This window comes from Rothia kristinae, from assembly GCF_016028855.1.
In the GTDB taxonomy this organism is placed as follows: Bacteria; Actinomycetota; Actinomycetes; order Actinomycetales; family Micrococcaceae; genus Rothia; species Rothia kristinae.
The window spans coordinates 784,778-810,369 of the sequence record NZ_CP065738.1 but is presented as its reverse complement, the minus strand read 5'-3'; the positions used below and the strand labels follow the sequence as shown (position 1 = coordinate 810,369).

At 69.9% G+C, this 25,592-nt stretch carries 28 protein-coding genes; 19 read left to right on the top strand and 9 right to left on the bottom strand.

Annotation, left to right across the window (positions count from 1 at the left end; translation table 11 throughout):
* Positions 1–67: 67 nt before the first annotated feature.
* Together I6G21_RS03655 and I6G21_RS03650 are read left to right on the top strand one after the other, a co-directional pair.
* Positions 68–406, top strand: coding sequence for a hypothetical protein (locus I6G21_RS03655; RefSeq protein WP_058730781.1), 339 nt, complete (start codon positions 68–70; stop codon positions 404–406).
* 89 nt (positions 407–495) lie between these two features.
* The gene (locus I6G21_RS03650) at positions 496–1,344 is read left to right on the top strand and encodes a hypothetical protein (RefSeq protein WP_058730780.1); all 849 of its coding nucleotides are present in this window, start codon (positions 496–498) and stop codon (positions 1,342–1,344) included.
* Positions 1,345–1,564: 220 nt separating this feature from the next.
* Here I6G21_RS03650 and I6G21_RS03645 read toward each other — a convergent pair whose 3' ends face one another.
* Together I6G21_RS03645 and cmtR are read right to left on the bottom strand one after the other, a co-directional pair.
* Entirely contained in the window at positions 1,565–2,167 is a 603-nt protein-coding gene (locus I6G21_RS03645) for a cadmium resistance transporter (protein ID WP_016997609.1), read from the bottom strand.
* Positions 2,164–2,523: a Cd(II)/Pb(II)-sensing metalloregulatory transcriptional regulator CmtR gene (cmtR, locus tag I6G21_RS03640; RefSeq protein ID WP_006590980.1), complete on the bottom strand. Its 360-nt coding sequence runs from the start codon at positions 2,521–2,523 to the stop codon at positions 2,164–2,166. The genes I6G21_RS03645 and cmtR overlap by 4 nt, the downstream gene beginning before the upstream one ends.
* Positions 2,524–2,526: 3 nt before the next feature.
* Here cmtR and I6G21_RS03635 point away from each other — a divergent pair, with 3 nt between their 5' ends.
* Positions 2,527–2,736: a helix-turn-helix domain-containing protein gene (locus tag I6G21_RS03635; protein ID WP_456239056.1), complete on the top strand. Its 210-nt coding sequence runs from the start codon at positions 2,527–2,529 to the stop codon at positions 2,734–2,736.
* 196 nt (positions 2,737–2,932) lie between these two features.
* Positions 2,933–3,508, top strand: a complete 576-nt coding sequence (locus tag I6G21_RS03630; protein WP_058730778.1) for a recombinase family protein — start codon at positions 2,933–2,935, stop codon at positions 3,506–3,508.
* A 77-nt stretch (positions 3,509–3,585) separates the two neighbouring features.
* Here the strand turns inward: I6G21_RS03630 and I6G21_RS03625 are convergent, their stop codons facing one another.
* Both I6G21_RS03625 and I6G21_RS03620 read right to left on the bottom strand, forming a co-directional pair.
* Positions 3,586–4,035: a hypothetical protein gene (locus I6G21_RS03625; protein ID WP_129358014.1), complete on the bottom strand. Its 450-nt coding sequence runs from the start codon at positions 4,033–4,035 to the stop codon at positions 3,586–3,588.
* A 78-nt stretch (positions 4,036–4,113) separates the two neighbouring features.
* Positions 4,114–4,497, bottom strand: coding sequence for an ArsR/SmtB family transcription factor (locus I6G21_RS03620; RefSeq protein WP_058730776.1), 384 nt, complete (start codon positions 4,495–4,497; stop codon positions 4,114–4,116).
* A gap of 87 nt (positions 4,498–4,584) precedes the next feature.
* On the opposite strand from I6G21_RS03620, the gene arsM reads away from it, so the two are divergent.
* From arsM to I6G21_RS10605, 11 genes are all read left to right on the top strand, one after another.
* Complete coding sequence (arsM, locus tag I6G21_RS03615; RefSeq protein ID WP_058730794.1) at positions 4,585–5,412, top strand: arsenite methyltransferase; 828 nt, start codon at positions 4,585–4,587, stop codon at positions 5,410–5,412.
* Between the two features lie 38 nt (positions 5,413–5,450).
* Positions 5,451–6,569: an ACR3 family arsenite efflux transporter gene (arsB, locus tag I6G21_RS03610; protein WP_081046164.1), complete on the top strand. Its 1,119-nt coding sequence runs from the start codon at positions 5,451–5,453 to the stop codon at positions 6,567–6,569.
* Positions 6,566–6,991, top strand: coding sequence for an arsenate reductase ArsC (locus tag I6G21_RS03605; protein ID WP_075514598.1), 426 nt, complete (start codon positions 6,566–6,568; stop codon positions 6,989–6,991). The genes arsB and I6G21_RS03605 overlap by 4 nt, the downstream gene beginning before the upstream one ends.
* The gene (locus I6G21_RS03600) at positions 6,984–8,054 is read left to right on the top strand and encodes an ArsO family NAD(P)H-dependent flavin-containing monooxygenase (RefSeq protein WP_081046163.1); all 1,071 of its coding nucleotides are present in this window, start codon (positions 6,984–6,986) and stop codon (positions 8,052–8,054) included. The genes I6G21_RS03605 and I6G21_RS03600 overlap by 8 nt, the downstream gene beginning before the upstream one ends.
* A gap of 74 nt (positions 8,055–8,128) precedes the next feature.
* Positions 8,129–8,497 (top strand): ArsR/SmtB family transcription factor, encoded by a 369-nt coding sequence (locus tag I6G21_RS03595; protein WP_224799551.1) that lies wholly within the window; start codon positions 8,129–8,131, stop codon positions 8,495–8,497.
* Entirely contained in the window at positions 8,487–9,365 is an 879-nt protein-coding gene (locus I6G21_RS03590) for a permease (protein WP_058730771.1), read from the top strand. Before I6G21_RS03595 ends, I6G21_RS03590 begins: the two co-directional genes overlap by 11 nt.
* A 45-nt stretch (positions 9,366–9,410) precedes the next feature.
* The gene (locus I6G21_RS03585) at positions 9,411–9,578 is read left to right on the top strand and encodes a hypothetical protein (RefSeq protein WP_165590097.1); all 168 of its coding nucleotides are present in this window, start codon (positions 9,411–9,413) and stop codon (positions 9,576–9,578) included.
* 73 nt (positions 9,579–9,651) lie between these two features.
* On the top strand, positions 9,652–9,882 hold the full coding sequence (locus I6G21_RS10835) for a low molecular weight phosphatase family protein (RefSeq protein ID WP_174520361.1): 231 nt from the start codon (positions 9,652–9,654) through the stop codon (positions 9,880–9,882).
* A 186-nt stretch (positions 9,883–10,068) separates the two neighbouring features.
* Positions 10,069–10,899, top strand: coding sequence for an LLM class flavin-dependent oxidoreductase (locus tag I6G21_RS03575; protein ID WP_058730769.1), 831 nt, complete (start codon positions 10,069–10,071; stop codon positions 10,897–10,899).
* Between the two features lie 240 nt (positions 10,900–11,139).
* On the top strand, positions 11,140–11,805 hold the full coding sequence (locus tag I6G21_RS03570) for a histidine phosphatase family protein (RefSeq protein WP_058730768.1): 666 nt from the start codon (positions 11,140–11,142) through the stop codon (positions 11,803–11,805).
* Positions 11,806–12,054: 249 nt separating this feature from the next.
* Positions 12,055–14,376, top strand: a complete 2,322-nt coding sequence (locus I6G21_RS10605) for an ArnT family glycosyltransferase (protein ID WP_232238509.1) — start codon at positions 12,055–12,057, stop codon at positions 14,374–14,376.
* A gap of 121 nt (positions 14,377–14,497) precedes the next feature.
* Here the strand turns inward: I6G21_RS10605 and I6G21_RS03560 are convergent, their stop codons facing one another.
* The 4 genes from I6G21_RS03560 to I6G21_RS03545 all read right to left on the bottom strand — a co-directional run bounded on the left by I6G21_RS03560 (position 14,498) and on the right by I6G21_RS03545 (position 19,739).
* A complete protein-coding gene (locus tag I6G21_RS03560) occupies positions 14,498–16,639 on the bottom strand; it encodes a S8 family serine peptidase (RefSeq protein ID WP_129358013.1) in 2,142 nt (713 codons plus the stop codon).
* 135 nt (positions 16,640–16,774) lie between these two features.
* Positions 16,775–17,212, bottom strand: coding sequence for a hypothetical protein (locus I6G21_RS03555; protein WP_058730558.1), 438 nt, complete (start codon positions 17,210–17,212; stop codon positions 16,775–16,777).
* Positions 17,213–17,266: 54 nt separating this feature from the next.
* Positions 17,267–18,385, bottom strand: a complete 1,119-nt coding sequence (locus tag I6G21_RS03550; protein ID WP_081046213.1) for an MIP/aquaporin family protein — start codon at positions 18,383–18,385, stop codon at positions 17,267–17,269.
* 151 nt (positions 18,386–18,536) lie between these two features.
* The gene (locus I6G21_RS03545) at positions 18,537–19,739 is read right to left on the bottom strand and encodes a TDT family transporter (RefSeq protein ID WP_058730559.1); all 1,203 of its coding nucleotides are present in this window, start codon (positions 19,737–19,739) and stop codon (positions 18,537–18,539) included.
* 93 nt (positions 19,740–19,832) lie between these two features.
* Here I6G21_RS03545 and I6G21_RS03540 point away from each other — a divergent pair, with 93 nt between their 5' ends.
* Positions 19,833–20,837: a LysR family transcriptional regulator gene (locus I6G21_RS03540; RefSeq protein ID WP_061225179.1), complete on the top strand. Its 1,005-nt coding sequence runs from the start codon at positions 19,833–19,835 to the stop codon at positions 20,835–20,837.
* On the opposite strand, the gene I6G21_RS03535 is transcribed toward I6G21_RS03540, so the two are convergent.
* Positions 20,801–22,108 carry a M20/M25/M40 family metallo-hydrolase gene (locus tag I6G21_RS03535; RefSeq protein ID WP_081046376.1) on the bottom strand — a complete coding sequence of 436 codons (1,308 nt, stop codon included), beginning with the start codon at positions 22,106–22,108 and terminating at the stop codon, positions 20,801–20,803. The two genes, I6G21_RS03540 and I6G21_RS03535, sit on opposite strands and share 37 nt — an antisense overlap.
* A gap of 407 nt (positions 22,109–22,515) precedes the next feature.
* On the opposite strand from I6G21_RS03535, the gene I6G21_RS03530 reads away from it, so the two are divergent.
* The 3 genes from I6G21_RS03530 (at position 22,516) to I6G21_RS03520 (ending at position 25,472) form a co-directional block, all read left to right on the top strand.
* On the top strand, positions 22,516–23,064 hold the full coding sequence (locus I6G21_RS03530; protein WP_058730561.1) for a gluconokinase: 549 nt from the start codon (positions 22,516–22,518) through the stop codon (positions 23,062–23,064).
* 125 nt (positions 23,065–23,189) lie between these two features.
* Positions 23,190–24,590, top strand: coding sequence for a GntP family permease (locus I6G21_RS03525; RefSeq protein WP_058730562.1), 1,401 nt, complete (start codon positions 23,190–23,192; stop codon positions 24,588–24,590).
* Between the two features lie 111 nt (positions 24,591–24,701).
* Complete coding sequence (locus tag I6G21_RS03520; RefSeq protein WP_058730563.1) at positions 24,702–25,472, top strand: metal-dependent transcriptional regulator; 771 nt, start codon at positions 24,702–24,704, stop codon at positions 25,470–25,472.
* Positions 25,473–25,592 lie beyond the last annotated feature (120 nt).

Below are 25,592 nucleotides of genomic sequence, written 5' to 3'. Positions count from 1 at the left end.
CTGCACTGTCACGTAAACGCGCCTATAGCATGTCTGACAGATCCCTGCCTCCCATAGGAGCCCCACCATGCGACGCCACCTGATCACCGCCACCACGCTCGCCATCGCCGCCACCGCCCTGCTCGCCGGCTGCAGCGGCAACAACCTCGAGGGCACCTACCTCGACGCCAAGGAGGGGCGCTACATGCTGATCCTCGGCGAGGACGGCACCTGCGGCCACCAGGAGCGGACCAACCCGCAGGCCGAGATCGACGAGGACTGCTCGTGGAGCCGCAACGGCGACGAGCTGACCTTCGTCGGCCTGATGAGCTACAACGTCTACGGCACGGTCAACGACGACGGCTCGATCACCATCCCGCACCAGAACCACGTCACCTCGAAGCTGCTGCAGAAGCAGGAGAGCTGAGCGCGATCACGAGACCCCCGGGGAGCATCCGCTCCTCGGGGGTCTTTTTCTTGATCTCCGTGAATGCAGGGGTCAAGGGATAATGAAGCATGCGCATTAGTGATTTCTTCCAGGAGCCAGCAGGGACTGGCAACCCCTGGGATTCATCGAAGCCGGTTCTCAACGCTGACCTGATCACCCAGCTCGCACAGGGCACCGCCCACGACCCGAACCCACCGGAGACAGCGCTCGAGCTCACCAGGCTCGTCCGAGCAGAGTACGAGTCCTACGGCACCGAGAAGTCGCACCTGCGGACCGACGAGGACGAGGCGAGGGCCGCGCTCAGGGCGCTCCGCATGCTCCTCAAGCGAAGAGGCATCGTCTTCGACCCTCCGTGGCGCGACTTCTCGTCCTTCCACAGTCACTGGATCGCTGAAGGTGCCTATGGGGATTGGCAAGCTCGGCGCGACATCATCGAGAAGGTGTTCCGGCCGATCCAAGATCAGCTCGAGGAGGCAGAGGAACAGCAGTTCATGGGCGAACTGACCGAAGGCATCTCGCCGCACGGCGATCTCGGCTGGACTGACGTCGACGATCACATCTCACAGCTGCGGCATCGCTTCAGGTCAGCCTCCACGCCTGTCGACTACAAGGACGTGGGCAACCGCTGCGTCGGCGTCCTCGAGGCGCTCAGCGCCCATGTCTACGACCCTGAGGTGCACTGCCCACCGGGACTCTCAGAGCCTCCGGTGGACAAGACCGACATCCGCATCGGCGCGTACATCGACCACCGTTTGCCCGGCAAGTCCAATGAGGAGCTGCGGGGGCTGACCAAGAAGGCATCGGCTCTCGCCCACAAGATGAAGCACTCACCGAAGGCCGACCGGACCACGACCGGCATCACCGCGGATGCCGTGATTCTGTTGGCGAACATCTTGCGTCGACTCGAGGACGGCTGAGGTCCCGCACGCAGAACAGGGCGCCCGTCGATCCTCCTTCGTCGGATCACCGGGCATCGGGAGGTGTGGTTGTGGCTTCGTTCGCTTGGTGGCGGGGTTTTTGCAGCGCTCTGTGGCGGTCTTGTTGCCGCGATCACGCAGGACTGGCTGCAGGTAGGTGTCGCGGTCTGGACCGAGAGGGGTGCGCCCGGTCGGGGCCGTTTGGATCGCTGCCGCTACGTCAGAGTCCGAAGGCTCCGCCGCTGACAAGGATCACGATGCCGAGGCCGATGAGAACGATGGGGAAGAGGATGTGCTCCCAGCGTTCGAGCACTTCGGCGATCGGGGGGCGGGTGGCGACGAACTTTGCCAGGGCCACCAGGACCGCGACGAGCGCGAGGAAGACGATGCAGTAGGCGACTACTGCGAGAGGTTCCACACTGAGGAAGACAGGGGTGTAGACGCCGATGTTGTCGCCGCCGTTGGCAAGGGTGACGCCTGCGACTGTCCACACGCCGACCTTCTTGCCGGCAACCTTGGCCTCGTCGTCATCGTCGTCATCGTCTCCGCGCCAGGCCTGCCATGCGGCCCAGAGGCCGAGGCCCAGAGGGATGAGACCGAAGTACGGGATGGCTGCCGAGGGCAGGAATGCTCCGGCACCGATGGTCACCAGGACCGCGGCACCGAGGATGCCGGCGAATCCGAGGTACTGGCCGGCCAGAATGCGGGCGGTAGTGCCGCGCTGGCCTGCCCCTCGCGCGAAGAAGAGGGAGAGCACGATGATGTCGTCGATGTTGGTCGCTGCGAACAGGCCCATCGCCTGCAAGACCGAGGTGAGGATCATGCGCCCTCCCCAGCTGCGTCGCATCCGGGAAGCGAGCAGGCGGGATCGATGCACGGGGCGTCTTCGTCCACTGCCAGGGTGGCATCGACCAGTGCCGTCAGCGCCTGCGCCAGGTGCGAATCGGCGATCTCATATCGTGTCCGACGACCCTCGGGCTCGGAGACGACGATCCCGCAATCGCGCAGGCATGCCAGGTGGTTGGACACGTTCGGGCGTGTCAGGTCCAGATCTCGGGCCAGTTCCGCCGGGTAAGCGGGATGGTCGAGCAGGGTCAAGATGATCCGGGATCGAGTGGGGTCGGCCAGTGCACGACCCAGGCGGTTCATCACGTCGAGACGCGAAGCAATAGTCAGCATGCAGTGAACTATACAGCGCGAACTGAACACTCGGCCACAGGCGTCAAGGGCAAACTCAAAGGCAAGAAGCCCAAGCTCTCGCCCTCTCAGCGCAAGCACCTGCTGACGTTGCACACGGCCGGCGAACACACCCAAGCCGAGCTCGCCGAGCTGTTCAGCGTCTCCCGCACCACCATCTACCGCGAGCTGCGCCGCACCACGGCCGACACCTGACCGCGCCTGCACCGCCACTGAGCAATCACAGAAACCCGCCACCAAGCCATCACATCCACAGTGTGGTCACCTACCAGCTGAGCACCTGTCCAGCGAGGTGTACCCGTTGAACACGGGGCGAGTCCCTGACTACGAGCTGTTCACCAGGGTCGCATTTTGATAGGATGGACACATCTGCACAGGGGGTCTAAACGATATGAACACCACAGGTAAGCTCGTCGGCTACGCGCGGGTCAGCTCGGCCGACCAGCACCTCGACCGGCAGCTCGAGGTGCTCAGCCGGGCCGACAAGATCTTCACGGAGAAGATCTCCGGCAGCAGTCGGGAGCGCCCCGAGCTGACCCGGATGATCGAGTACGTCCGCGAGGGCGACACCGTGCTCGTCAAGAGCCCCGACCGCCTCGCCCGGTCGACCACCGACCTGCTCGCCCTCGTCGAGCAACTGCGCGCCAAGGACGTCCAGATCGAGTTCATCGACAATCCTGCGCTGAACACCGATACGCCGCAGGGAGAGTTCATGCTCACCGTGCTGGCTGCGATGGCACAGCTCGAGAGGGCGACCATCCGAGAGCGCCAGGCCGAGGGCATCGCCATCGCCAAGAAGAAGGGCACCTATGCCAGGACGGTGCGCCTGAGCCCCGAGCAGATCACTGAGGCCCGCGAGCGGGTCGAGGCGGGCGTCGCCCATGCTCGGGTGGCCAGGGAGCTGGGTGTGTCACGCACGACCCTCTACGCCGCCCTGAGCGGCTCCGGTGCCTACGCGACCACCTGAGCCCCCACGACACACAGAAGCGCCCCGGACATCTCGTCCGGGGCGCTTGCCGTGTGGGAGGTAACGGAGTGCGGGTCTCACGCAGACTGCCTCCAGTCGCTGTCGTCCTCAGGGACCTCAGGGATGAACCCGGCCTCGTCGGCCGGCGACGGCTTCACGCCCTCGTCCCGGCGCACATGCTCGACATCGCGGTCGCTCTTGTCCTTCGTGACCTTCACGCCCGTCTTGGAGCCGACCCCCTTGATGAGGTTGCTGATGAGCGTCGGGGCGACGATCACCGAGGCGACGAGCGCCGAGATGCCGCCTGCGATCCAGACGTTCTGGAAGATCCCCATCGCCTGCGTCAGCAGCAGCCGCACGACCATGAAGCCGACCGTGTACAGCACGGCCATGAGCGCGAGCCGCCAGATGGGCGAGCGGGCCTGGAACGCCTGGAACTCCCGCCATGCCGTGCGCAGCGCACCCTTCGTCTCGCGGAAATCGGGGCCGTCGTCCTCCGGCAGCACCAGCAGCCCCGCCTTGAGCATGAGCCCGACGAACTGGAACCCTCGCGGGAGCATCGTGGCACCGCTACGCCGCCCTGCGCCGCTGAACCCCGAATCTCCTCAGCAGGAGCACGCGGGAGTGTTAGTGCTCAGTGTCTGCGGGTCGAGCGCGGCCGAGAGCATCCCCAGGATCTCGGGAACGACCGCGTAGTAGGCCCACTTGCCGCGCTGCTCACGCGTGACCAGGCCGGCGTCGACGAGCTGCTTCATGTGATGCGAGACCGTGGGCTGGGAGAGGCCGACAGGCTCGGTCAGATCGCACACGCACGCCTCCCCTCCGGACTGCGCAGCGATCATCGACAACAGCCGCACACGGGTCGGATCACCCAGGGCCTTGAACATCCGCGCCAACTGCTGCGCATCCCCGACCGCGAGCACCCCGCCGGTCACCGGGGCGCAGCACCCTCCGGCATCGGTCGCGATCAGCGGCAGTGAGGTTGTCATGCTCCCGATCCTACGCCACGCATTGACAACTGTCGATGCATCGAAGAGTATCAATGCGTAGAGGTTTACGATCCCGAGGAGCAGATGATGAGCGAGAACACCGAGCTGCGCGAACAGGTCCGCGCCCGCTACGCCCAGGCCGCGACCGCGGTCAGCACCGGCACCCGCAACGCCGACCTCCTGGTCGAAGAGACGCCTGCCTCCTCGTGTTGTTCCAGCACCCCTGCTACAGAGGGATCGAATGAGGCGGCGGACGAGTCGTGCTGCGCTCCTACCGAGCGTAGCTTCGGCGCGGGTCTCTACGACGACGCCACCGCCGCCGGGCTCCCACTCGATGCTGTTGAGGCGAGCCTGGGCTGCGGTAACCCCACGGCGGTCGCCGAGCTCCACGAGGGTGAGCGCGTGCTCGATCTCGGTTCCGGCGGCGGTATTGACGTGCTGCTGTCCGCCCGTCGGGTCGGGCCGACCGGGTTCGCGTACGGGGTGGACATGACCGACGAGATGCTCGCCCTGGCCGAGAAGAACAAGGCCGAAGCCGGTGCGGAGAACGTCGAGTTCCTCAAGGGCACGATCGAGGACGTGCCGTTGCCGGACGGGGCGGTGGATGTGGTGATCTCCAACTGCGTCATCAACCTCTCCACCCACAAGCCCGCCGTGCTCGCCGAAATGTTCCGCGTCCTCACCCCCGGCGGGCGGATCGGGGTCTCCGATGTCGTCGCCGAAGACCGCCTCACCCCCGAAGAGCGGGCCGAGCGCGGCTCCTACGTCGGCTGTATCGCCGGAGCCCTCTCGAAGACCGAGTACCTCGACGGCCTCGCCAAGGCGGGGTTCACGGGTGCGAGCGTGGAGTTCACGCACGAGGCCGCGGACGGGATGCACGCCGCGATCATCCGCGCCACTAAGCCTACGAACTAACCGCATACCCCGAGCTGACGAGGAGGCTGAGCAGCACGATGCCCGCACCCCCGAACACCACGAGCACGAACACCCCAGCGCCTGCGGCTGCGGCGAGGCGGCAGTTGTCGACGCTGGATAAGTGGCTGCCGGTCTGGATCGGGCTGGCGATGATCGCCGGCCTCCTCCTCGGCCGCTTCATCCCCGCCCTGGCCGACGTGCTCACGAAGATGGAGATTGCGGGCATCTCGGTGCCGATCGGCCTGGGCCTGCTGGTGATGATGTATCCGGTGCTGGCGAAAGTCCGCTACGACAAGATCGCCGCCGTCACCGGAGACAAGAAACTCCTCGTCTCGTCGCTGGTGCTGAACTGGCTGGTCGGCCCCGCGGTCATGTTCGCCCTCGCGTGGCTGTTCCTGCCCGATCTGCCCGAGTACCGCACCGGCCTCATCATGGTCGGCCTGGCCCGCTGCATCGCGATGGTCGTGATCTGGAACGACCTCGCCTGCGGTGACCGCGAAGCCACCGCCGTGCTGGTGGCGATCAACTCGATCTTCCAGGTCATCGCGTTCTCGTTCCTCGGCTGGTTCTACCTCACGACTCTCCCCGGCTGGCTCGGCCTCGACACCCAGGGTCTGCACGTCTCGGTCGGGCAGATCGCCCTCAACGTGCTCGTCTTCCTCGGCGTACCGCTGTTCGCGGGGTTCGCGACCCGCTGGATCGGTGAGAAACGCAAGGGCCGCGCCTGGTACGAGGAGAAGTTCATCCCGCGCGTCGGGCCGTGGGCGCTCTACGGACTGCTGTTCACGATCGTGCTGCTCTTCGCCCTCCAAGGCGAAGCCATCACGCAGAATCCCCTCGATGTCGCCCGGATCGCGTTGCCGCTGCTGGTCTACTTCGCGCTCATGTGGTCCGCGGGCCTCTTACTCGGCAAGGGCATCGGCCTCGGCTACGCCCGATCGACCACGCTGGCGTTCACCGCGGCGGGCAACAACTTCGAGCTCGCCATCGCCGTCGCCATCGGCACCTTCGGCGCAACCAGTGGGCAGGCGCTGGCCGGGGTGGTCGGCCCGTTGATCGAGGTGCCTGTCCTCGTCGCTCTCGTCTACGTCTCCCTGTGGGCTGCACGCCGCTGGTTCCGCACCGACCCCTACCAGAACGAAACGAGCCCCCGATGACCACCGATACCACTCCGACGGTGTTGTTCGTCTGCGTCCACAACGCCGGGCGCTCCCAGATGGCCGCCGCCTTCCTAACCCACCACGCCGCGGGCCGCATCGCGGTCCGCTCCGCTGGGTCGGAGCCCGCCCACCAGCTCAACCCGGCCGTGGTCGAGGCCATGCGCGAGGTCGGCATCGACATCACGGCCGAGCGTCCGAAGCTGCTGACCCCCGACGCGGTGCAGACCGCTCATGTGGTCATCACGATGGGGTGCGGCGATACCTGCCCGTTTCTCCCCGGCAAGCGCTACGAGGACTGGCAGCTCGACGACCCCGCAGGGCTTGGGCTCGAGGCCGTGCGCACTATCCGGAACGAGATCGAGACCCGCGTCCGCATCCTCATCGCCGAACTGCTCGGTCCTCAGGAGACCGATGAGTGAGCATGCCGACGTCGTTGTGATCGGCGGTGGCCAAGCGGGCCTGGCCGCCGGCTACTATCTGCGCCGGGCGGGGCTGAACTTCGTGATCCTCGACCGGCAGGACCGTGCAGGCGGGGCCTGGCGTCACGGCTGGGACTCGCTGCGACTGTTCTCCCCGGCCGAGTACAGCCCGCTGCCGGGCTGGCCGATGCCGCGCCAGCGGGGCGAGAGGTTCCCCACCGCCGGTCACGTCGTCGAGTACCTGCACGACTACGAACAGCGCTACGAGCTGCCGGTGCACCGGCCCGTCCAGGTCAGCGACGTCCGCGCCCACAGCCGCGGGCTCAGCGTTGAGACCGACCGGGGCACCTGGCACGCCGCGTTTGTCATCAGTGCTACCGGCACCTGGGAAACCCCCTTCATGCCCGCCTATCCGGGCATGGCCGAGTTCGCGGGCGAGCAGCTACACACGGTCGACTACTCCGTCCCGGAGCGATTCCGCGGCCAGCGGGTGCTGGTCGTCGGTGCCGGCAATTCCGCCGCGCAGATCGTCGCCGAGGTCTCCACCATCGCGGAGACGACCTGGGCGACCCGACACCCGCCCCGATTCATGCCCGATGATGTCGATGGCCGCGTGCTCTTCGACACCGCCACCCGAGAAGAAGCCGCCCGGAAGGCGGGAACACATGCCGATGGCGTCTCCGGTCTGGGCGACATCGTCATGGTCCCCAGTGTCCGTGCTGCCCGCGACCGCGGCGTGCTGCGTCCCCGCCCCCTGTTCGACCGGCTCACCGCCGAGGGAGCGGCCTGGAGCGACGGCACCATGGATCCCTACGACGCGATCATCTGGTGCACGGGTTTCCGTCCCGCCCTGAACCATCTCGCCTCCCTGGGCCTGAGGCGCGAGAACGGCGTGCCCAAGACCATCGGCACACGCTCCGCCGACGAGCCCCGCCTGCACCTGCTCGGGTACGGGGACTGGACCGGCTTCGCCTCAGCCACCCTGATCGGGACGGGCAGGACGGCCAAGGACGCAGTCCATGACATCACCAGCCATCTCCCCGCGGCGTCACCCCCACAATAGATAAGCCGTCGCTTGTGTCATAAGCAGTCGCTTGTAAGTGTGGGGGTATGTCTTCACCGATACAAATTCCGGCCGTGGCCTCGGACCTCTCGGCCAAAGAACGCGCCGCCTACCTGGCCCCCACCCTCTCGGCTCTGGCCGACGAGAACCGTCTGACAATCGTGCTGTGCCTCGCCGATGGCGCCAAGACGAACAAGCAGCTGCAGGAGGCCACCGGCCTCAGCCAGGCACTGGTCAGCCACCACGTCTCCGCCCTGCTCAAAGCGGAACTGATCGAAGTGGCCCCGCAGGGCCGGTCGAACCTCATCTCGATCTGCTGCGAACAGTTGGCCGCCCCAGTCCAATGGCTGGCCCACCTTGCAACCCTGACTCCCGCCGGACAGCGAGCCTGCTGCACCGAGGCCGAGATCCCGGCACGCAGTGTGGTGACCGATGCTGACTGACACGCTCGGCACCTTCGCACTGCTGCTGGGCGAGCTGCTGGCCCTCTTCCTCGTCGTCTCGACCGTCGTCGCGCTGATCAACCGGCGATTCGGCCCGGAGAAGATGCGCGACTGGATGAGCAGCGGGAAAGTCCCCGGACCCATCAAGGGACTACTTTTGGGGGCGGTGACTCCATTCTGCTCCTGCTCGACACTGCCGATGCTGGTCGGAATGCTCAACGCCGGGGTCGCCTTCCAGACAGCGATGACCTACCTCATCGCCTCACCGCTGCTCAACCCGATCATCGTCGGCGGCATCGGAATCATCTTCGGGTGGACGACCGCCATCGTCTACACGCTCTTCACCCTGGCCGTCTCACTGCTCGCCCCGTGGGTATGGCGCGGCCTGGGCCTGGAGAAGGCGCTCAAGCGCGTGCGCGTACAGGGCGAGAAGACGCCCGAGCCGTGGAAAGGAATGCGCGACGAGATGCCCGGAGCGCTCCGCCAAGCCTGGACCGATCTGCGCCCCCTGCTTGTGCCCATGCTCATCGGCGTGGCGATCGGAGCCGCGATCTACGAGTTCGTCCCCGAGGATCAGCTGACCGCCTTCGCCGGAGCCAACATCTGGTGGGCGGTGCCCCTCGCGGCGATCATCGGCATCCCACTTTACATCCGCTTGGAGACCATGCTCCCGATCGGGCTGGCCCTCCAGTCCGCCGGTGTGGCCCTCGGCCCGATCTTCGCCCTGATGATCGGCGGGGCCGGGGCCTCCCCGCCAGAGGTCTCGATGCTCACGGCGGTCTTCAAGCCACGGCTTCTCGTGACATTCGTCGTTAGCATCCTGGCCGTCGCGATCGCCGGCGGCTACATCCTCACGATCACAGCCTGATCCCGACAACTGTCCCCGTAAACCCACCACAGGAAAGGAACCACCATGGGACTGAAGGACCTGTTCACCGGACGCTCGAAGAACGAGCAGTCGGACTGCTGCAACGTCGAGATCGTCCCGGCCGACGAAGACGATAAGCAGCAGAACACCAACACTGAAGCACCTCGGCAGGCAGACATGAGCTGCTGCCAGGACGCCAAGACAGAAGGCTGATCCTTCCCACGGAACTTCGATGCTGTGTCATAGGAACAGCCACGAGGGCCTCGCCACTGGCGAGGCCCTCGCCGTGTGCGCAATCCAACCCTTCGACCATGCCACGCTGCTCGCCACCGATACCGCGCAGACCTCGGCTGCAGTGAGCACGACGAGATGTGGCGACACCTGCCCGATCTTCCCCGGCAAACGCTACGAGGACTGGCAGTTGAACAACCCCGCAGGACTTGAGCTCGACGCGGTGCACCCCATCCATAACGAGATCGGATCCCGCATCCGCGACCTCATCACCGAACTCACCTGACCCAAGATCACGACCGGCCCAGCGCACCTGCCGAGCATGGACCTCTCCCTCTTCACCGATAGCCCCGGCCGGCCCTGGCCGGGGCTATTCCGTCATCTCCATCATCGGACCCTGCCGGTGATCCTGCGCGCCTCGTCCTCATGACGAAGCGCCTCGTTCTCGAGCTGCTTGCCCAGCGCCCGCAGCATGTCGACCCGCTCCATCCGCTCGTCGTACGAGAACCCGCTGCACCTGGCGGAGGAGGCCGCGGCCCTGGACCTGCTCTCCGACGGCCGGGTGGCCCTGGGGGTGTCCCGGGGATCCCCCGAGCCGGCCCTGCGCGGCTGGGAGACCTTCGGATACACGGGGTCGAAGGATCCCCGCGGGGCGGACCTGGCCCGGGCGAAGTTCGACCTCTTCCTGCGCGCGGTGCGCGGGGAGGCCCTGGCCACGGCGGACCCGGAGCAGTACGGGCCCGGTCGGAAGCTGGCGGTGGAGCCGCATTCCCCGGGGCTGGATCGGCGCATCTGGTGGGGCGCAGGCTCCCGGGACACCGCCGAGCAGGCCGGGCGCATGGGGGTCAACCTGATGAGCTCGACCCTGCTCACCGAGGCCACCGGCGACGCCTTCGGGGACCTGCAGGCCGAGCAGATCCAGCGCTACCGGGCCGCCTGGAAGGAGGCCGGACACGAGGGCAGCCCCCGGGTGTCCGTCTCCCGGTCGGTGTTCCCGGTGGTGGATCAGCGGGACCGGATGCTGTTCGGCGCCGGGGGCACGGACGGGGACCAGATCGGCATCATCGACGGGTACCGCGCCACCTTCGGCCGCACCTACGCGGGCGCGCCGGATGAGCTGGTCGCGCAGCTGAAGAACGACGCCGCCGTGCAGGCCGCGGACACCCTGATGCTCACGATCCCCTCGCAGATCGGGGTGGACCTGAACGTGCACATCCTGCGGAACTTCGCCGAGCACATCGCCCCGGAGCTGGGCTGGAAGCCCAACACCGAGGGGCCGATGCAGGGGGAGCCGCTGGCGTAGGGGCCCGGGCCTTCCCGTCTCGGGGCCCCGCTTCGGGGGTGCCGTTTTCCGGGCCCTGTTTCAGGGGTGCCGCCGTCTCGGGAGCCTTTCGGTGTTTCGGGAGCACTGCCAGGGCTCCCGAAGCACCGGAAGGCTCCCCAATCGCCACGACGTCGTCAGGGCATCGCCACGACGTCGCCGGGGGAGATCACCCGGGGTCGTCGGAGGGGCCGGTGGGCGGGGCGTGAAAGGATCGGAGCCATGCGCTTGATCCTCATCCGCCACGGGCAGACCCCCTCCAACATCCACGGCCTGCTGGACACCGACGCCCCCGGTCCCGGTCTCACCGAGCTGGGCGTCGCGCAGGCCGAGGCCGTCCCCGAGGCACTCGCGCAGCAGGCGGTGGACGGGATCTTCGTCTCCACCCTGGTGCGCACCCACCTCACGGCGGCCCCGCTGGTGCGCGCCCGCGGCGTCGAGCCCGTGGAGCTGGACGGCTTTCGGGAGGTGCAGGCCGGGGACCTGGAGGGGACCAACACCGCGCAGAACCAGCGCACCTACATCGGCACCGCCTTCGCCTGGGCCCGCGGGGACAGGGAGCTGGCGATGCCCGGCGGTCCCACGGGTGCGCAGTTCTTCGCCCGGTACGACGACGCCGCGGCCCGCGCCGCGCACGCCGTCGGCCCCGAGGGCACGGCAGCGGTGTTCTCCCACGGCGCGGCGATCCGCTGCTGGTCCTCCGCCCGGATCCGCGGTCTGGACGTGGCGCAGATGGAGGACACCCCGCTGGCCAACACCGGGTACGTGATCGCCGAGGGGGACCCGCGGGGCGGCTGGGAGCTCGTGGAATTCCACAACGCCCCGGCCGGCGGCGATGCCCTGGCGGTCACCACCCCCGCGGGGGACCCCACCGGCGCCCAGGGCTGACCCGCCTCGCCCCCTACTCCGCCTGCCCCGCCCGGTGTGGGAGGGGTTTCGGTGTTTGGGAGCCACGAGGACGCTCCCACACGTCGAAACCCCTCCCAAATGCGGCGGGAGTCCCCGCGGGGGGGGGGAGGGGGGCGGCGGAGGTCCCCGTGCACAGGAGGGCCACAGGCGCGGCCGGTGCGGCGCACACGCGCGGGCGCCACCGTGGAGGCAGATTCCGCTTCCGCAACCCCGTGCAAGGAGACCCTCGTGGCCACCCAGTCCCTCCCGAAGCGCCCCGCCCGATCCCCGCGGATCGCGCGCTCGCGCCGCTGCCGCCGTCACGACGACGTCGTCGAGCCTCCCACCGCCACCACCGCGCGGGTCCGCTGGTCCTGGCCCGCCTGGCTGCTGCTGGCGGTCACGGCCGCCGCCTACCTGTGGAACCTGGGCGCCAACGGGTGGGGCAACGGCTTCTACGCCGCGGCCGCCCAGGCGGGGGCGGATAACTGGGAGGCCTTCCTGTTCGGCTCCTCGGACATCGGCAACTCCATCACCGTGGACAAGCCGCCGGCCTCCCTGTGGCCGATGGCGCTATCGGTGAAGCTGTTCGGGCTGTCCACCTGGTCCCTGATGGTCCCCGAGGTGCTGATGGGGGTCGCCTCGGTGGCGCTGGTGTACGCCTCGGTGGCGCGCGCCGTCGGGCGCGGTCCGGGGTTGCTGGCCGGGTACGCGCTGGCGGCCACCCCGGTGGCGGCCCTGATGTTCCGGTATGACAACCCGGAGGCCCTGCTCCTGCTGCTGATGTCCCTGGCGGCCTATGCGACGGTGCGGGCCATCGACTCGGGGCGGATCCGCTGGATGGTGCTGTGCGGTGCCGCCCTGGGCTTCGCGTTCCTCACCAAGCAGCTGCAGGGTCTGCTGGTGGTCCCGGGCTTCGGCCTGGCGTACCTGGTGCTGGCCCGGGGCACGCTCCGACGCCGGCTGGCAGGGCTCGCGGCGGCGCTCGCGGCCCTGGTGGTCGCGGCCGGCTGGTGGGTCGCGCTGGTGATGCTCACCCCGGCGTCGGATCGGCCGTACATCGGCGGATCGCAGACCAACAGCTTCTGGGATCTGACCTTCGGGTACAACGGCCTGGGACGGATCTCCGGGGAGGAGACCGGGTCGGTCGGCGGGGGCGCTACCGCCAGCCCCACGATGTTCCGGATGTTCGACTCCTCCTTCGGCGGGCAGATCTCCTGGCTGATGCCGGCCGCGATCATCCTCACCGCGGCGGCCCTGTGGATCACCCGGCGGGCCGCCCGCACCGACCGACGCCGCGCGACGCTGGTGGTGTGGGGCTCGTGGTTCCTCACCACCTGGGTGGTGTTCTCGATCATGCAGGGCATCCAGCACGCCTACTACTCGGTGGCCCTGGCCCCGGCGATCGCCGCGATGATCGGCACGGGTGCCGCGATCGTGTGGGATGCCGCGCGGGCCGAGCGGTGGTTCGCCCGCGACGTCGCCGACACCTCGGCAGGGATGAGCGTGACGGGTGTCCCGGAGGAGGAGATCGCGGTGGATCCGCAGACGGCCCCGCTGCACCGGGCCGACGTCGGGCAGGCCCCGCGGCGGGAGGCGCCCGAGCGGGTCGGCAGCTGGCGGGAGGCCCTGGCCGGGGGCACGTGGCAGTTCGCGGTGCTGGGGTTCTGCACGGCGATCACGGGGGTCTGGGCCTTCGTGCTGCTGGGCCGGGACGGGTACCTGCCGCTGCTGCGCTGGATGATCCTGTTCCTCGCCCTGATCAGCGGGGCGGCCCTGGCCTTCGGGGCGCAGCTGCACCGGCAGCTGCTGGGTCTGGCGGTGGCCGGGGCGGTGCTGGCCTCCCTGGCCGGACCCACCGCATACACGGCCGCCACGCTGAACACCGGACACACCGGGTCCATCATCACCGCCGGACCCGGTGGCGGCGGGATGGGCGCCCCCGGCGGCGGTGGCGGCGGTGGCGGTGCCGCGACGGGCGGCGGCCCCGGGGGATCCGGCGGCGGCAGCGGCGCCGGGGGAACCGGTGGAGCCGGTGGCAATGGCGGCGGCAGCGCCGGTGCGGCGGGATCCGGGCAGACGGGAGCGGGATCGTCGAGCGCGGGCCAGGCCGGAACCTCCTCCGGGGAGGACGCGACCCAACCGGGCGCCGCGGGCGGTGCCGGCGGCGGGATGGGCGGCGTCGGGCTGATGCTGAACACCTCCGAGCCCAGCGACGAGCTGATCAGCTACCTCTCCCAGGACGCGGACCGCTACCAGTGGATGCTGGCGGTGGTCGGCTCCAACAACGCCGCCGGGTACCAGCTGGCCTCGGGGGAGTCCGTGATGCCGGTCGGCGGGTACAACGGGACGGACCCCGCCCCCACCCTGGAGGAGTTCCAGAAGCTCGTGGCCCAGGGGAAGATCCACTACTACATCGCCGGGACCATCAGCTCCGGGATGGGCGGCTCCTCCAGCGGATCGGATGCCGCCGAGCAGATCGACGAGTGGGTGCAGGCCCACTTCACCTCGGCGACGGTGGACGGCACCACGGTCTACGACCTCACCGACGCCACGCAGGCGGGGTCGTGACCCCCTGACCCCGTCCGCGACGCGGGTTGGGGAGCGGTTGCGGTGTCTGGGAGCGCTGAGAACACTCCCAGACACCGCAACCGCTCCCATATGAGGCACCGGGCAACGGCCTGGGGCCGGATCAGCTTCTGACGGCTCGGGTGTTGTGAGTGGTCAGGTCGTACTCCAGGGACCAGCCCTTGGAGAAGTCCTGCCGCATGGTGTTGCCGCTGCGGTATTCGTCGCTCACGGGCCAGCCGTACTTCCCGGTCTCACGGCCGCCGGCGGCCCAGGAGGCCCCGATGGCGCCGTACTGCTTGATGGCGTGCGCCCCGCGCTGCGGGGTCCACATGACCAGGGTGGACTTCCACTGGCCGTCGAGGGATCGGTAGAACTGGTAGGCCCCGGTATCTCCGATCCGCTTCTCCTGTGAGACGGGCATTCCCAGGCCGCTCTGGGCGCCGTGGGAGGTCCAGTACTTCCCGATGTTGTAACGGCGCTCCACCGTGAAGGTCCCCGTGCCGGACTTCCAGAAGGCGATGGGCTTCTTCCCGTCATCGAACCACTTGTCGAAGGACTGGTACCGCGCTCCGGCACCGGCGCTTGCTTCCTCGGAGTCGGGATACCCCCACCCGTTCTCCCATCCCGCCGCGGCGAAGGCATTGGGGATGGCGCTGCCCCATCTGAGGCTGTGCGCTCCGGTGCGCTGCGTCCAGTAGATGCCATACCCGTTGGCGTAGTTCTGGGTGCGGCCCCCGTTGGTGACGCTGAGCTCGTTCATGGTCGGAGCCCCGAAGCGGGCGGCTCCTCCGTTCGCGTCGTAGAAGCGCTTGATGTTGCCCTCAAGGCGATACTGCGGGGTGACGGCGGCGACGGCCGCCCGGGCATCCACCGTGCGGTACCCGGCGTTGTAGGTGCTCGTGGAGTACAGGATGCTGCGGATCTGCTCGACGCTCAGGCTCGGATTGCGCTCCTTCATCAGGGCGATCACCCCGGTGATGTGGGGCGCGGCCATCGAGGTCCCGTTCATGTAGCGGTAGGAGGCGGCGCCGGGCTGAGACCACCCGTTGTTCCAGGTGGAGAAGACCTGTCCTGCTCCCACGGCCCCGCCGGGAGCCATGATGTCCAGCATGGAACCCCAGTTCGAGTAGCCGGTGATGATGTCGTTCGTGGTCGTCGCGCCGACGACGATCGCGCCGAGGCAGTTGGACGGGGTGGCGTAGTCGGCGTTGGTCCCGGTGTTGCCGGCCGCGACGACCACGGGCACATTGCGCGCGTGGGCGGAGTCGATTGCGTTCTTCATGATCTGCGGGCAGGTGCCTGAGGGCCAGGAGATGGAGGCGTTGATGACGCCCGACGGGTTGGGGTTCCGGGGCACCCCGGGGACGGTGCCTCCGGAGAGCCAGACGATGGAGTCGGCGATGTCCGACTGGTAGCCGCTGGCCCCGGTCCCGAGAGAACGTGCCATGGAGATCCTGGCGTCGGGGGCGACCCCGGCGATCCCCAGGCCGTTGTTGGTCTTGGCCGCAGCGATGCCGGCGACGTGGGTGCCGTGCCAGTTCTCGCTGCTGTTGAGGACACCGGGATCGGTGGGGTCCCCATCCCGCCCGCCGGTGCCGTCCCGGTCGTAGTCTCCGCTGACGAAGTCGTAGCCGGTGCCCGTCTTGCCGCTGAATTCCGGGTGGGAGGTGATGCCGGTGTCCGTGATCCCGATGGTCACGTTCTTCCCTGTCGCCAGCTTCCAGGCCGCGGGGACATCGATATCCCGGAGGTTCCACTGGGAGGAGAAGTAGGAGTCCGACGGGTTGTCCTGCCAGGCGGCGGTGGCGCGGTGCACGATGGTGTCCGGTTCGGCGGAGACGACGGCGGGATCAGCCTGCAGGTCTCGCACCACGCTCTTCTGCTCGGTGGGGGTCAGCTTCTCCGCCGAGGCGACGACGGTCTGTCCGGTGGCGGTCTCCTTGATCTCCTTGGCGTCCCGCAGCGGCTGGGATTCGGCGTCGGTCTCGGCGATGACGCGCTGCTTCGTCGCATCATCCACCCCATCGGCGAAGTCCACGAGGATCCGGTCCGTATCCGGTTCAGTGCTGGCCTGCTCGGCTTTGCCCGTACCTTCGGCGGTGCGGGCCAGTGTGGGCCCCGACGTGTCGGACTGGGCGGTCTGCGCCGAGGGGATCGGCCCGCTCGGCGGGGCCGCATCGGCTGCTGGCGCGCCCGCACCGAGCAGCAGGGCGGCGCTGATGGTCAGGGCGAGCCAGGGACGTGATGGGGTGCAAGATCTCAAGGTGCGGTTCCTCGGCGGGGTGATCGACGATTCTGTGGGAGTGGTTTCGGTGTTTGGGAGCGTTCTCGAGGCTCCCAAACGCCGAAACCCCTCCCCAACGCGGCGGGAGCGGCCGCGGGGAAGGGGAGGGGCCAGTCAGCTGACGCGGAAGGGGTCCAGGTAGGACGGAGCGGCCTCGCGCGGGGATCCCGACGAGCGGCGGGACTCGGCGTCCGGCCCCGGCTCTGCGGCAGAAGGGCCCGACCCGCGATCGGCGTCACCGGCCGGCGTCGTCGGTGCGGCGGGGGCGGGCAGGTCGAAGGGGGAGCCGGTCTGATCCGCGGGGCGCCGGGTGCGGCCGGTGGCCTGCGGCGGCAGGAAGCCGACCGGGATCTGCAGGTACTCCTCGTCGTCGTGGAAGGGGAGGTAGGTGTCCGGGCCGGTCTGGATGACCCGCGGGGTGATCTTCTGGATGCACGCGACCGAGCCGCCCGCCAGGATCCAGTCACCCACCTGCAGCTGCTCGCCGCGCACCGACTGGGCCCCGGCCTCGCGCAGGGCATGGCGGAGGTCCTGGACAGGAGTGGGATTCATGCGCCCATCCTTTCACACCCGCCCGACGTCGAACACCGGATTCGGCCCCGCCGCTCAGTCCAGCGGACCCCGCCCGTCGGGCCGGTGCGGATCCCCGGAGCGGACCCCGCGCGTGCCCCCGGCCGGACCCGGGCGCAGACCCTCCCGGTCGGTAACCGCCCGACGACGATCGGCCGGATCCGAGCCCTCCTCGGGGGAGGCGTCCCCGGCGTCGTCCCCGGCCTGCTGGACCACCACCCGCGGGATCGCCCCGGTGGGGATGTAGGTGGCCGCCCCAGCGGCCGCCGTGGCCACGGTCGTCTCGCCCTCCGGGACCACCTCGGCCGAGGCGGAGCGGGGCATGTGGGTGTTGGCCCACATCCCGAACAGCAGCACGGCCACCGCACACGCCATCGAGATCCACAGCCACGGGGTGAACTGGCCGCGGTAGTACAGGGAGAAGAACGCCCCGCCCATGAACCCGCCGGACAGGCAGGCGAACACGGGCACCCAGGCGTAGTACCAGCGGGAGGAGCCCTTCCCGTGGATGGGCAGGATCGCGTGCATGATCCGCGGGCCGAGATCGCGCGCCGGGTTCAGCGCGTACCCGGTCTGCCCGCCCAGCCCGACGACCAGCACCGCGACCATGAACCCGTAGGCCAGGGGCTTGAGGACGTCGTTGAGGTTCAGGGTCAGCGCGGAGCCCTCCAGGCCCGGGGTGAAGTTCACGCCGGTGTACAGCGCGGAGAAGACCAGCATGAAGGTGCCGATCATCTCCGAGAGGGAGTTGGTGAAGTAGTTGTGGATCGCCGGGACGGTGGCGAACACGCCGAGCTTGATCTTGGGGTCCGCGGTCGCCTTCCAGTGCGGCAGGTAGTTCAGGAAGACGAAGCCGGCCCCGACCATGGCCCCGCCGAGCTGGGCGAGCATGTACCCGGGGACGCGGGCCCACGGGAACTCGCCGTAGGCGGCCAGGCCCAGGGTCACGGCGGGGTTCAGGTGCCCGCCGGAGTAGTGGTGGGAGGCGTACACGCCGAAGGCGACGGCGAAGCCCCAGCCGAAGGCGATGGTGAAGAAGTTGTCTCCGTGCCCCTTGGAGCGGCGCAGCTCCACGGTGGCGATGGCGCCGCAGCCGATGATGCACATGATCATCGTGCCGAGGAACTCGGCGGCGTAGGGATTGATCTCGTACATCGCGGACCTCCGCAACCCCCACGTGTGGGGTCATGTGGCTTCGAGTGGGAATGATTGCCTATATCCAATCACCGCCGCCCAGGCCGCTCAACACGGCGCGCGATTGTGACCCGGGATCTCCCCTCCGGGGACTCCCGTCCGAGCCCCCGGCTCAGCCCGCGGCCGGCGCCGTGCGAACCCGCCGCAGCAGCGCGATGACGGCGGCGCAGGAGACGATCAGCCAGTGCGCGGCCAGCAGTAGGGTCAGCGCGATGGACACCGCATCCCAGCCCATCAGGTGCGACCCCAGAGCGCAGGTGCCCACCGGGAAGGTGGTGGCGAACCAGCCGGGCACGAACCCCGCCCCGTGGGCCCACGCCGAGTAGGTGCGGATCATGGCCCACACCAGCAGCGGCGCGCCGATCGCCAGCATGACGATGCCGTAGGCGTGTGCGATCTGGTGCAGCGCCTGCACGGCGTCCGGGTGCAGGAAGTTCCGGGTCGCGGTGACCAGCGCCTGCGCGGCCGCGGTGGACTGGCCGATCACCCCCAGCGGGATGAAGGTCGTGGCCGCGGCGTCGTGCCCCAGGGGGTCGCGCAGCCAGCGGTGGTGGTAGGCGATGCCGAAGATCGAGATGCCCAGGGAGAGGGCCGCGAAGAAGCATCCGGCGCAGATCACGTTGACGAGCATCCGGGTCAGCTCGTTCGGGGTGTGGCTCATCAGGGCGGCGCCGGTGGTCGCGGAGACCATGGGCGGCACGATGGGCAGACCCCAGGTGAAGTGCGGGCGCCCGCAGTCCTTCGCGGTGAGCATCAGGGTGAAGGCCACCCAGGAGAACAGTCCGATCACGGTGCCGAGGATCCACATCACCCAGTCGACCGTCCACGCCGCGCGGGTGAGGCCAGGGGCCAGCGCGGGCACGACGGCGGAGGTCGCCGAGCCCACGGAGAGGATGCCCATCGAGACCATGCCCCAGGCGGGCAGCTGCCCCGGATCCGCGACGGACCGGCGCAGCACCTCCGGATCCCTGAGGCAGCGGGCGGCGAATCCGATGCTCAGCCACAGCAGGATCACCCACCCGATCACCAGGATCGGCACCGACGGGATGAGCCCCGCATGGGTGAAGGAGAGGTTGGCGAGGATGCCGGTGCCCATGACGGCGCCGTACCAGCCGGGCCCGGCGGGCGGGACCAGGGCGGGAGCCCGACGGGGCTCGCGCCGCCCGCTCGGGGCGGCCTCCGGGTGATCCTCGGGGCAGGAGCGGGCTCCGCCGGAGCCGGGGGGCAGGGGCCGGGATGCGTCGTCGGAGGAGGGGGCTTCCTGCGGCGTCGGAGCGGGGCGCGCCGTCGTGGGTGCGGCGGCTGAGGTCTTCATGCTCCCCACGCTAGGGAGGCCCCGGCGGGTCCGGTAGAGAGCAGCTGCCTGTCCCCCCACAACCTGGGTTTGTGGCCGGGGTAGGGTGGGGCCATGCGCGTCGAGAAGCTCCCGGATCTGCCCACCTGGCTCCTGCTCGACGCCGTGGACCGCCTGGGCAGCGTGGGGGCGGCGGCGCGTCGGGCCGGCTTCAGCCAGCAGGCGGCCTCCGCCAGGGTCCGCGCGGCCGAGCGGGTCCTCGGCGTTGCGCTCTTCGCGCGCTCTCCGCGCGGGACCCGCACCACGGAGCAGGGTCGGGCCGTGCTCGATGCCGCCGCTCCCTACCTGGACGCGGCCCGGTCCCTCGCCGAGGCGGTGGGGGCTGTGGGTGCGGGGGCGGCCGCTCGGCTGCGGGTGGCCGTGAGCAACACCGTGGCGGAGCACTACCTGCCCTCGTGGCTGCAGACGGTGCTGGGCGGACACCCCGGGGCGCGCGTGGACGTGCACGCGGTCAACTCCCGGGAGGTGCTGCGCCAGGTGCGCGAGGGACTGGCGGAGCTGGGCTTCGTGGAGAGCCCGGCGACCCTGGACGCCGTCGATCCGGCGGGCCCGGATCCGGACCGGGGTCTGCTGTTCCGCACGGTGGCCCGGGACGCGGTGGTCCTGGCGGCCCCCGCGGGACACCCCTGGGCCCGCGCCGGACAGGTCTCCCGGGCGGAGCTGGCCCGCACCGGAGTGCTGGTGCGGGAGGAGGGCTCCGGCACCCGGGTGGCCGTGGAGCGGGCCCTGCCCGAGCTCGCCGAGCCTGCCGGAGAGCTGGGCTCGCTGTCCGCGCTGATCTCCACGTCCAGGGCCACGGGGATCCCGGCCTTCGTGCCGCGCCGGGCCGTGGCCGCGCCGCTGCGGGAGATCCGCGTGCCCGGGGTGGCCGTGGTCCGCCCGATCCGCGCGGTGGTCCGCCCGGGCGCGGTGCACCCGCTGGCGGCGGCGCTGGTGCGCGCCGCCGTCGAGGACGGCACCGGGGACGGAGCCGCGGGGGAGGGCGTCGCGGACGGCACCCCGGGGGAAGCCTCCCCCCGGGTTCAGCCCCGGGCTCGCTCCAGGACCGCCAGCAGGTAGCGCTGGCAGGCCTCGATCTGCTCCAGGGCCACCCACTCGTTCGCGGTGTGCGCCTGGGCGATGGATCCCGGTCCGCACACGATCGCGGGGATCCCGGCCTCGTAGTACTGACCGGCCTCCGTGCCGTAGGAGACGTACGGGACCTCCCCGCCGCCGTCGAGCACCGCGCCCAGCTCCTGAGCCAGACGCACCACGGGGGCCTCCGGGGACTCGCTCAGCGCGGGCACGCTGGCCAGCACCTCGTGCTCGGTGCCCACCCGGGCCAGGGCCTGCTCATCGGCCCCGCCCAGCTCCCGCACCCGGCGGACCTCCTCGGCCAGGGCCGGTTCGATCTCCTCGTCCAGGAAGGTCTGGATCCGGGCGCGCAGCTCCTCCGGGTCCGTGGCGGGCACGATGCGCAGGTCGTACTCCAGCGTCACCTCCTCGGCGACGATGTTGTGGGCTGCGCCGCCGCGGATCACGTTGACCCCGCCGGTGGTCCAGGGGATGTTGAAGCCCTCGGCCTGGGGGCCGTCGGTGCGCTCGCGCTCCACGAGGTCGTCGAAGAACGCGATGAACCGGGCGGCGGCGGAGACCGCGTTGATGCCGTACGGGGCCAGGGAGGAGTGCTTGGGCACCCCGTGGAAGGTCACCTTCCCGCGGAAGGGCGCCTTGTGGGCGACGACGATGTTCATCAGCGTCGGCTCCCCGACCAGGGCGAAGTCCGGGCGGATGCCGCGCTCGGCCAGGTCCGCGATCAGCCGCGGGGCCCCGAGGCAGCCGGGCTCCTCGTCGTAGGTGAAGGCGAAGTGCAGCGGCTCGGCCAGCTCGGCCTCGGCCGCCTGACCGAGCAGCCACAGCATCACCCCGACGTAGCTCTTCATGTCCGCGGCACCCCGGGCGTACAGCCGCCCGTCGCGGATCACCGGCTCGAAGGGATCGGTGTCCCACGGCTGACCCTGCACCGGCACGACGTCGGTGTGCCCGGACAGCAGCACGCCCCCGGAGGTGGCGCCGTCCGCGGCGGACACGGTGATGAGCAGGTTGGCGCGGTTGTGCTCGTCGGCCCAGGTCAGGTGCGCGGTGAGCCCGAGGCGCTCGGCTTCGGCGCGGATGAGTTCCAGCAGGGCCTCGTCGGACTCGTAGGAGACGGTGGGGATGCGCAGCAGGCGCTCGATCCAGGGCCAGGCGGCCGGCAGTCCGGTCTTCTCGGTGCCGGCGGTCTCGGGGGCGGAGTTCTCAGGAGTGGGGTTCTCGGGGGTGGGTGTGGTGGCGGAGGTGTCCTGGGTCATGCGCCCACTCTAAGGTCCCGCACCGCCGGGCGCCCAGGATCGGACCGCTCGGGCGAGACGCGGGGTCATCCGACGGGAACGGGCTGCCGCGTCCTTCCGCGTTCCTCTTGGGGGGGTGGAACGGTCCCGGGGAGCGGCACGATGCTCGACGCCGTCGACATTGGGGGGACACGACGGCGGAGCGCACGCGTCCTGGGGGAAGGACACGGCAACCCTGTGTATGAAGACTACCTCATATACACAGGTCAACCGCGGATGTGACACACAGATGTCGCGGTGTTGAGCGGAGATCGGGGGGATCGCCCCGGAATCCCCGGTGGGCACCGCCGCCGCAGCGGACCCCCCAACCGGCGCACCGGCGAGACGGGGTGCGCGCCCGGCCCGCGAGAGCGAGACAATCGAAGGCGATGAACACCACCATAGAACAGCCCCTGCACATCGTCGTGATGGGCGTGTCCGGCACCGGGAAGACCTCCGTGGCCCAGCAGCTGGCCGAGCGCCTGGGGGTCGGCTTCGTCGAAGGCGACGACCTGCACCCCGAGGCCAACCGGGCCAAGATGGCCGCCGGCCACCCGCTGACCGACGAGGACCGCTGGCCCTGGCTGGCCCGGATCGTGGAGCGGATGCAGGAATCCGCCGCCACCGGCCGCGGCCTGGTCATCACCTGCTCCGCGCTGAAGCGCGCCTACCGGGACATCCTCGCGGACAACGGCGCAGTGACGGTCTTCGCGCACCTGCAGGGCCCGCACGACGTCGTGGCCCAGCGCCTGGCCGAGCGCTCCGGGCACTTCTTCCCCACCTCCCTGCTGGACTCGCAGTTCCAGACCCTGCAGCCGCTGCAGGAGGATGAGCCCGGGTTCACCGTGGACATCCGGGGGACCGTGGAGCAGGAGGTCCAGGACATCCTGGACACCCTCCCCGATTTCCTGCTGCGCCTGGCCGAGCGCCGCGCCTAGCCCGCACCCCGGGGTGCCGCGCCGCGCCCTCCCCTGAAGCTGCCGACGTCGATCCCTCGGGCCCGACGCCGGGACCGCGCGCCAAGCGCACCCTCCCCATCCCCTCTCACCGAAGCAGGTACCCCATGGAGATCGAAGGCTGGAGCCAGACGCTCACCGCCGGCCCCCTCCTGGCCATCGCCGCGGGCGCCATCGTGGTGCTCCTCGTGCTGATCGTCAGATTCAAGATGCACGCCTTCCCGGCCCTGATCCTGGTCAGCCTGCTGACCGCCGTCGCCACGGGGATCCCGCTGGGGCAGGTCGTGAAGGTCATGACCAACGGCTTCGGCACCACCCTGGGCAGCGTGGCCCTGCTGGTGGGCCTGGGTGCGATGCTCGGGGCCCTGCTGGAGGTCTCCGGCGGCGCCCAGGTGCTGGCGCACAAGATGATCAGCGTATTCGGGGAGGACCGGGCGCCCCTGGCCCTGGGCGTGGCCTCCCTGCTGTTCGGCTTCCCCATCTTCTTCGACGCCGGCCTGGTGGTCATGCTGCCGGTGGTCTTCTCCGTGGCCCGCTGGGTGGGCGGATCGATGCTGTTCTACGGCCTGCCCGCTGTCGGCGCGTTCTCGGTGATGCACGTGTTCGTGCCGCCGCACCCGGGCCCGGTCACCGCGGCCACCCTGTTCAGCGCGAACGTGGGCACGGTGCTGCTGGTGGGTCTGGTCGTCGCGATCCCCACCTGGTACCTGGCCGTGTACCTGTTCTCCAAGGTCATCGGGCGGCGGATCGACCTGCCGGTGCCCAGCGTCTTCGGGGACCAGGAGGTCCACGACCCCCAGAATCCGCCGAAGTGGCAGACCGTGGTGGCGCTGCTGCTGCTGCCGATGCTGCTGATCTTCCTCAACACCGGACTGACCACCCTGGCCAAGTCCGGGGTGATCGATGAGGCCACGAGCGGCACCGAGTGGTTCCAGGGCCTGGTGCTGCTGGGGGAGACGCCGGTGGCGCTGCTGATCACGCTGATCGTCGCAGCCTTCGTGCTGGGGCGGCGCCTGGGCACCGAGCACGGCGGGGTGCAGTCCATCATGGAGGGCGCCCTGCCCCCGGTGTGCTCGGTCATCCTCATCACCGGGGCCGGCGGGATGTTCGGCGGGGTGCTGCGCACCTCCGGGATCGGCGCCTCCCTGACCGAGGTGCTGGGCGGGTGGGGCATCCCGCTGATCTTCGCCGGGTTCCTCATCTCCGCGATCCTGCGGGTGGCCCAGGGTTCGGCCACCGTGGCCCTGACCACCACGGCCGGGCTGATCTCCGACGGCGTGGCCTCCGCCGGGTACAACGACGTGCAGCTGGCGACCCTGGTGGTCGCGGTGGCCGCCGGGTCCGTGGTGCTCTCCCACTTCAACGACTCCGGGTTCTGGCTGGTGGGCCGGTTCTTCCAGATGGACGTGAAGACCACCTTCAAGACGTGGACGGTGCTGGAGACGCTGATCGGCGTCATCGGCTTCGCGGTGGCCGCGGTGATCTTCTACGCCGGGGCGCTGCTGTAGCCCCTTCCCCGGCGCACAACGGGAGATGCGTGACATTCCTGGGCATGACACGTCCCGGAATGCAGCGCATCTCCCGTTCTGCGATGGGGCCGGTCTGGGAGGATGGAGCCCATGGGTGACGAGCAGGTGGACGGTCTCAGCGAGGCCGCGCAGAACTCCCTGAAGACCATCTGGTCCCTGGGTGAGTGGAGCGAGGAGCCGGTGACCGCCGCGGCCCTGGCCGAGGCCCTCGGGTTGCGCCGCTCCACCGTCTCCGACGGGCTCAAGAGGCTGCGCGGGCAGGGCCTGGTGGAGCACGCCCCCTACGGGACGGTGCGCCTGACCGAGACCGGGCGGGCCACCGCGCTGGTGATGGTGCGCCGGCACCGGCTCATCGAGACCTTCCTGGTGCGCACCCTGGGCTACCGCTGGGACCAGGTCCACGACGAGGCCGAGGCGCTGGAGCACGCCGTCTCGGACTTCATGGTGGAGCGGATGGCGGCCGTGCTGGGCCACCCGGAGCGGGACCCGCACGGGGACCCCATCCCCGCCGCCGACGGCACCGTCACCCGCCCCGACGCCCGGCCCCTGCCCGAGCTGCTGGCCGATCCCTCGGCGCGGCGTCGCCGGGAGGCCGCGGACGGGCTGAGCGTGACCGTCGCGCGCATCTCCGACGCCGACCCGGCCGTGCTGCGGGACCTGGCCGCAGCGGGCATCGGGGTGGGCACCCGGATGCGCGTGCCGAGCGCACCGGAGGCGGGCGGCGTCGATGATGCCGACGCCGCGGGCCGGCACGCGGATGACCGCCCGGGCGCCGTCGCCGTCCGGTTGGCGGCCGACGCCGGGCGGCACCGCACGCTCGCGCGGGAGGCCGCGGCCGCCCTCTACGTCTCGCTGAGCTGATCCGACACGCGCCCGACGCCCCAGCGCCGGTGTCTCACCCCCGCCGGGGGCGGTTCGGGAGTCTTCCGGTGTTCCGGGAGCACGCGGAGCGCTCCCGAACCCCCGCGAGGCTCCAGAAAC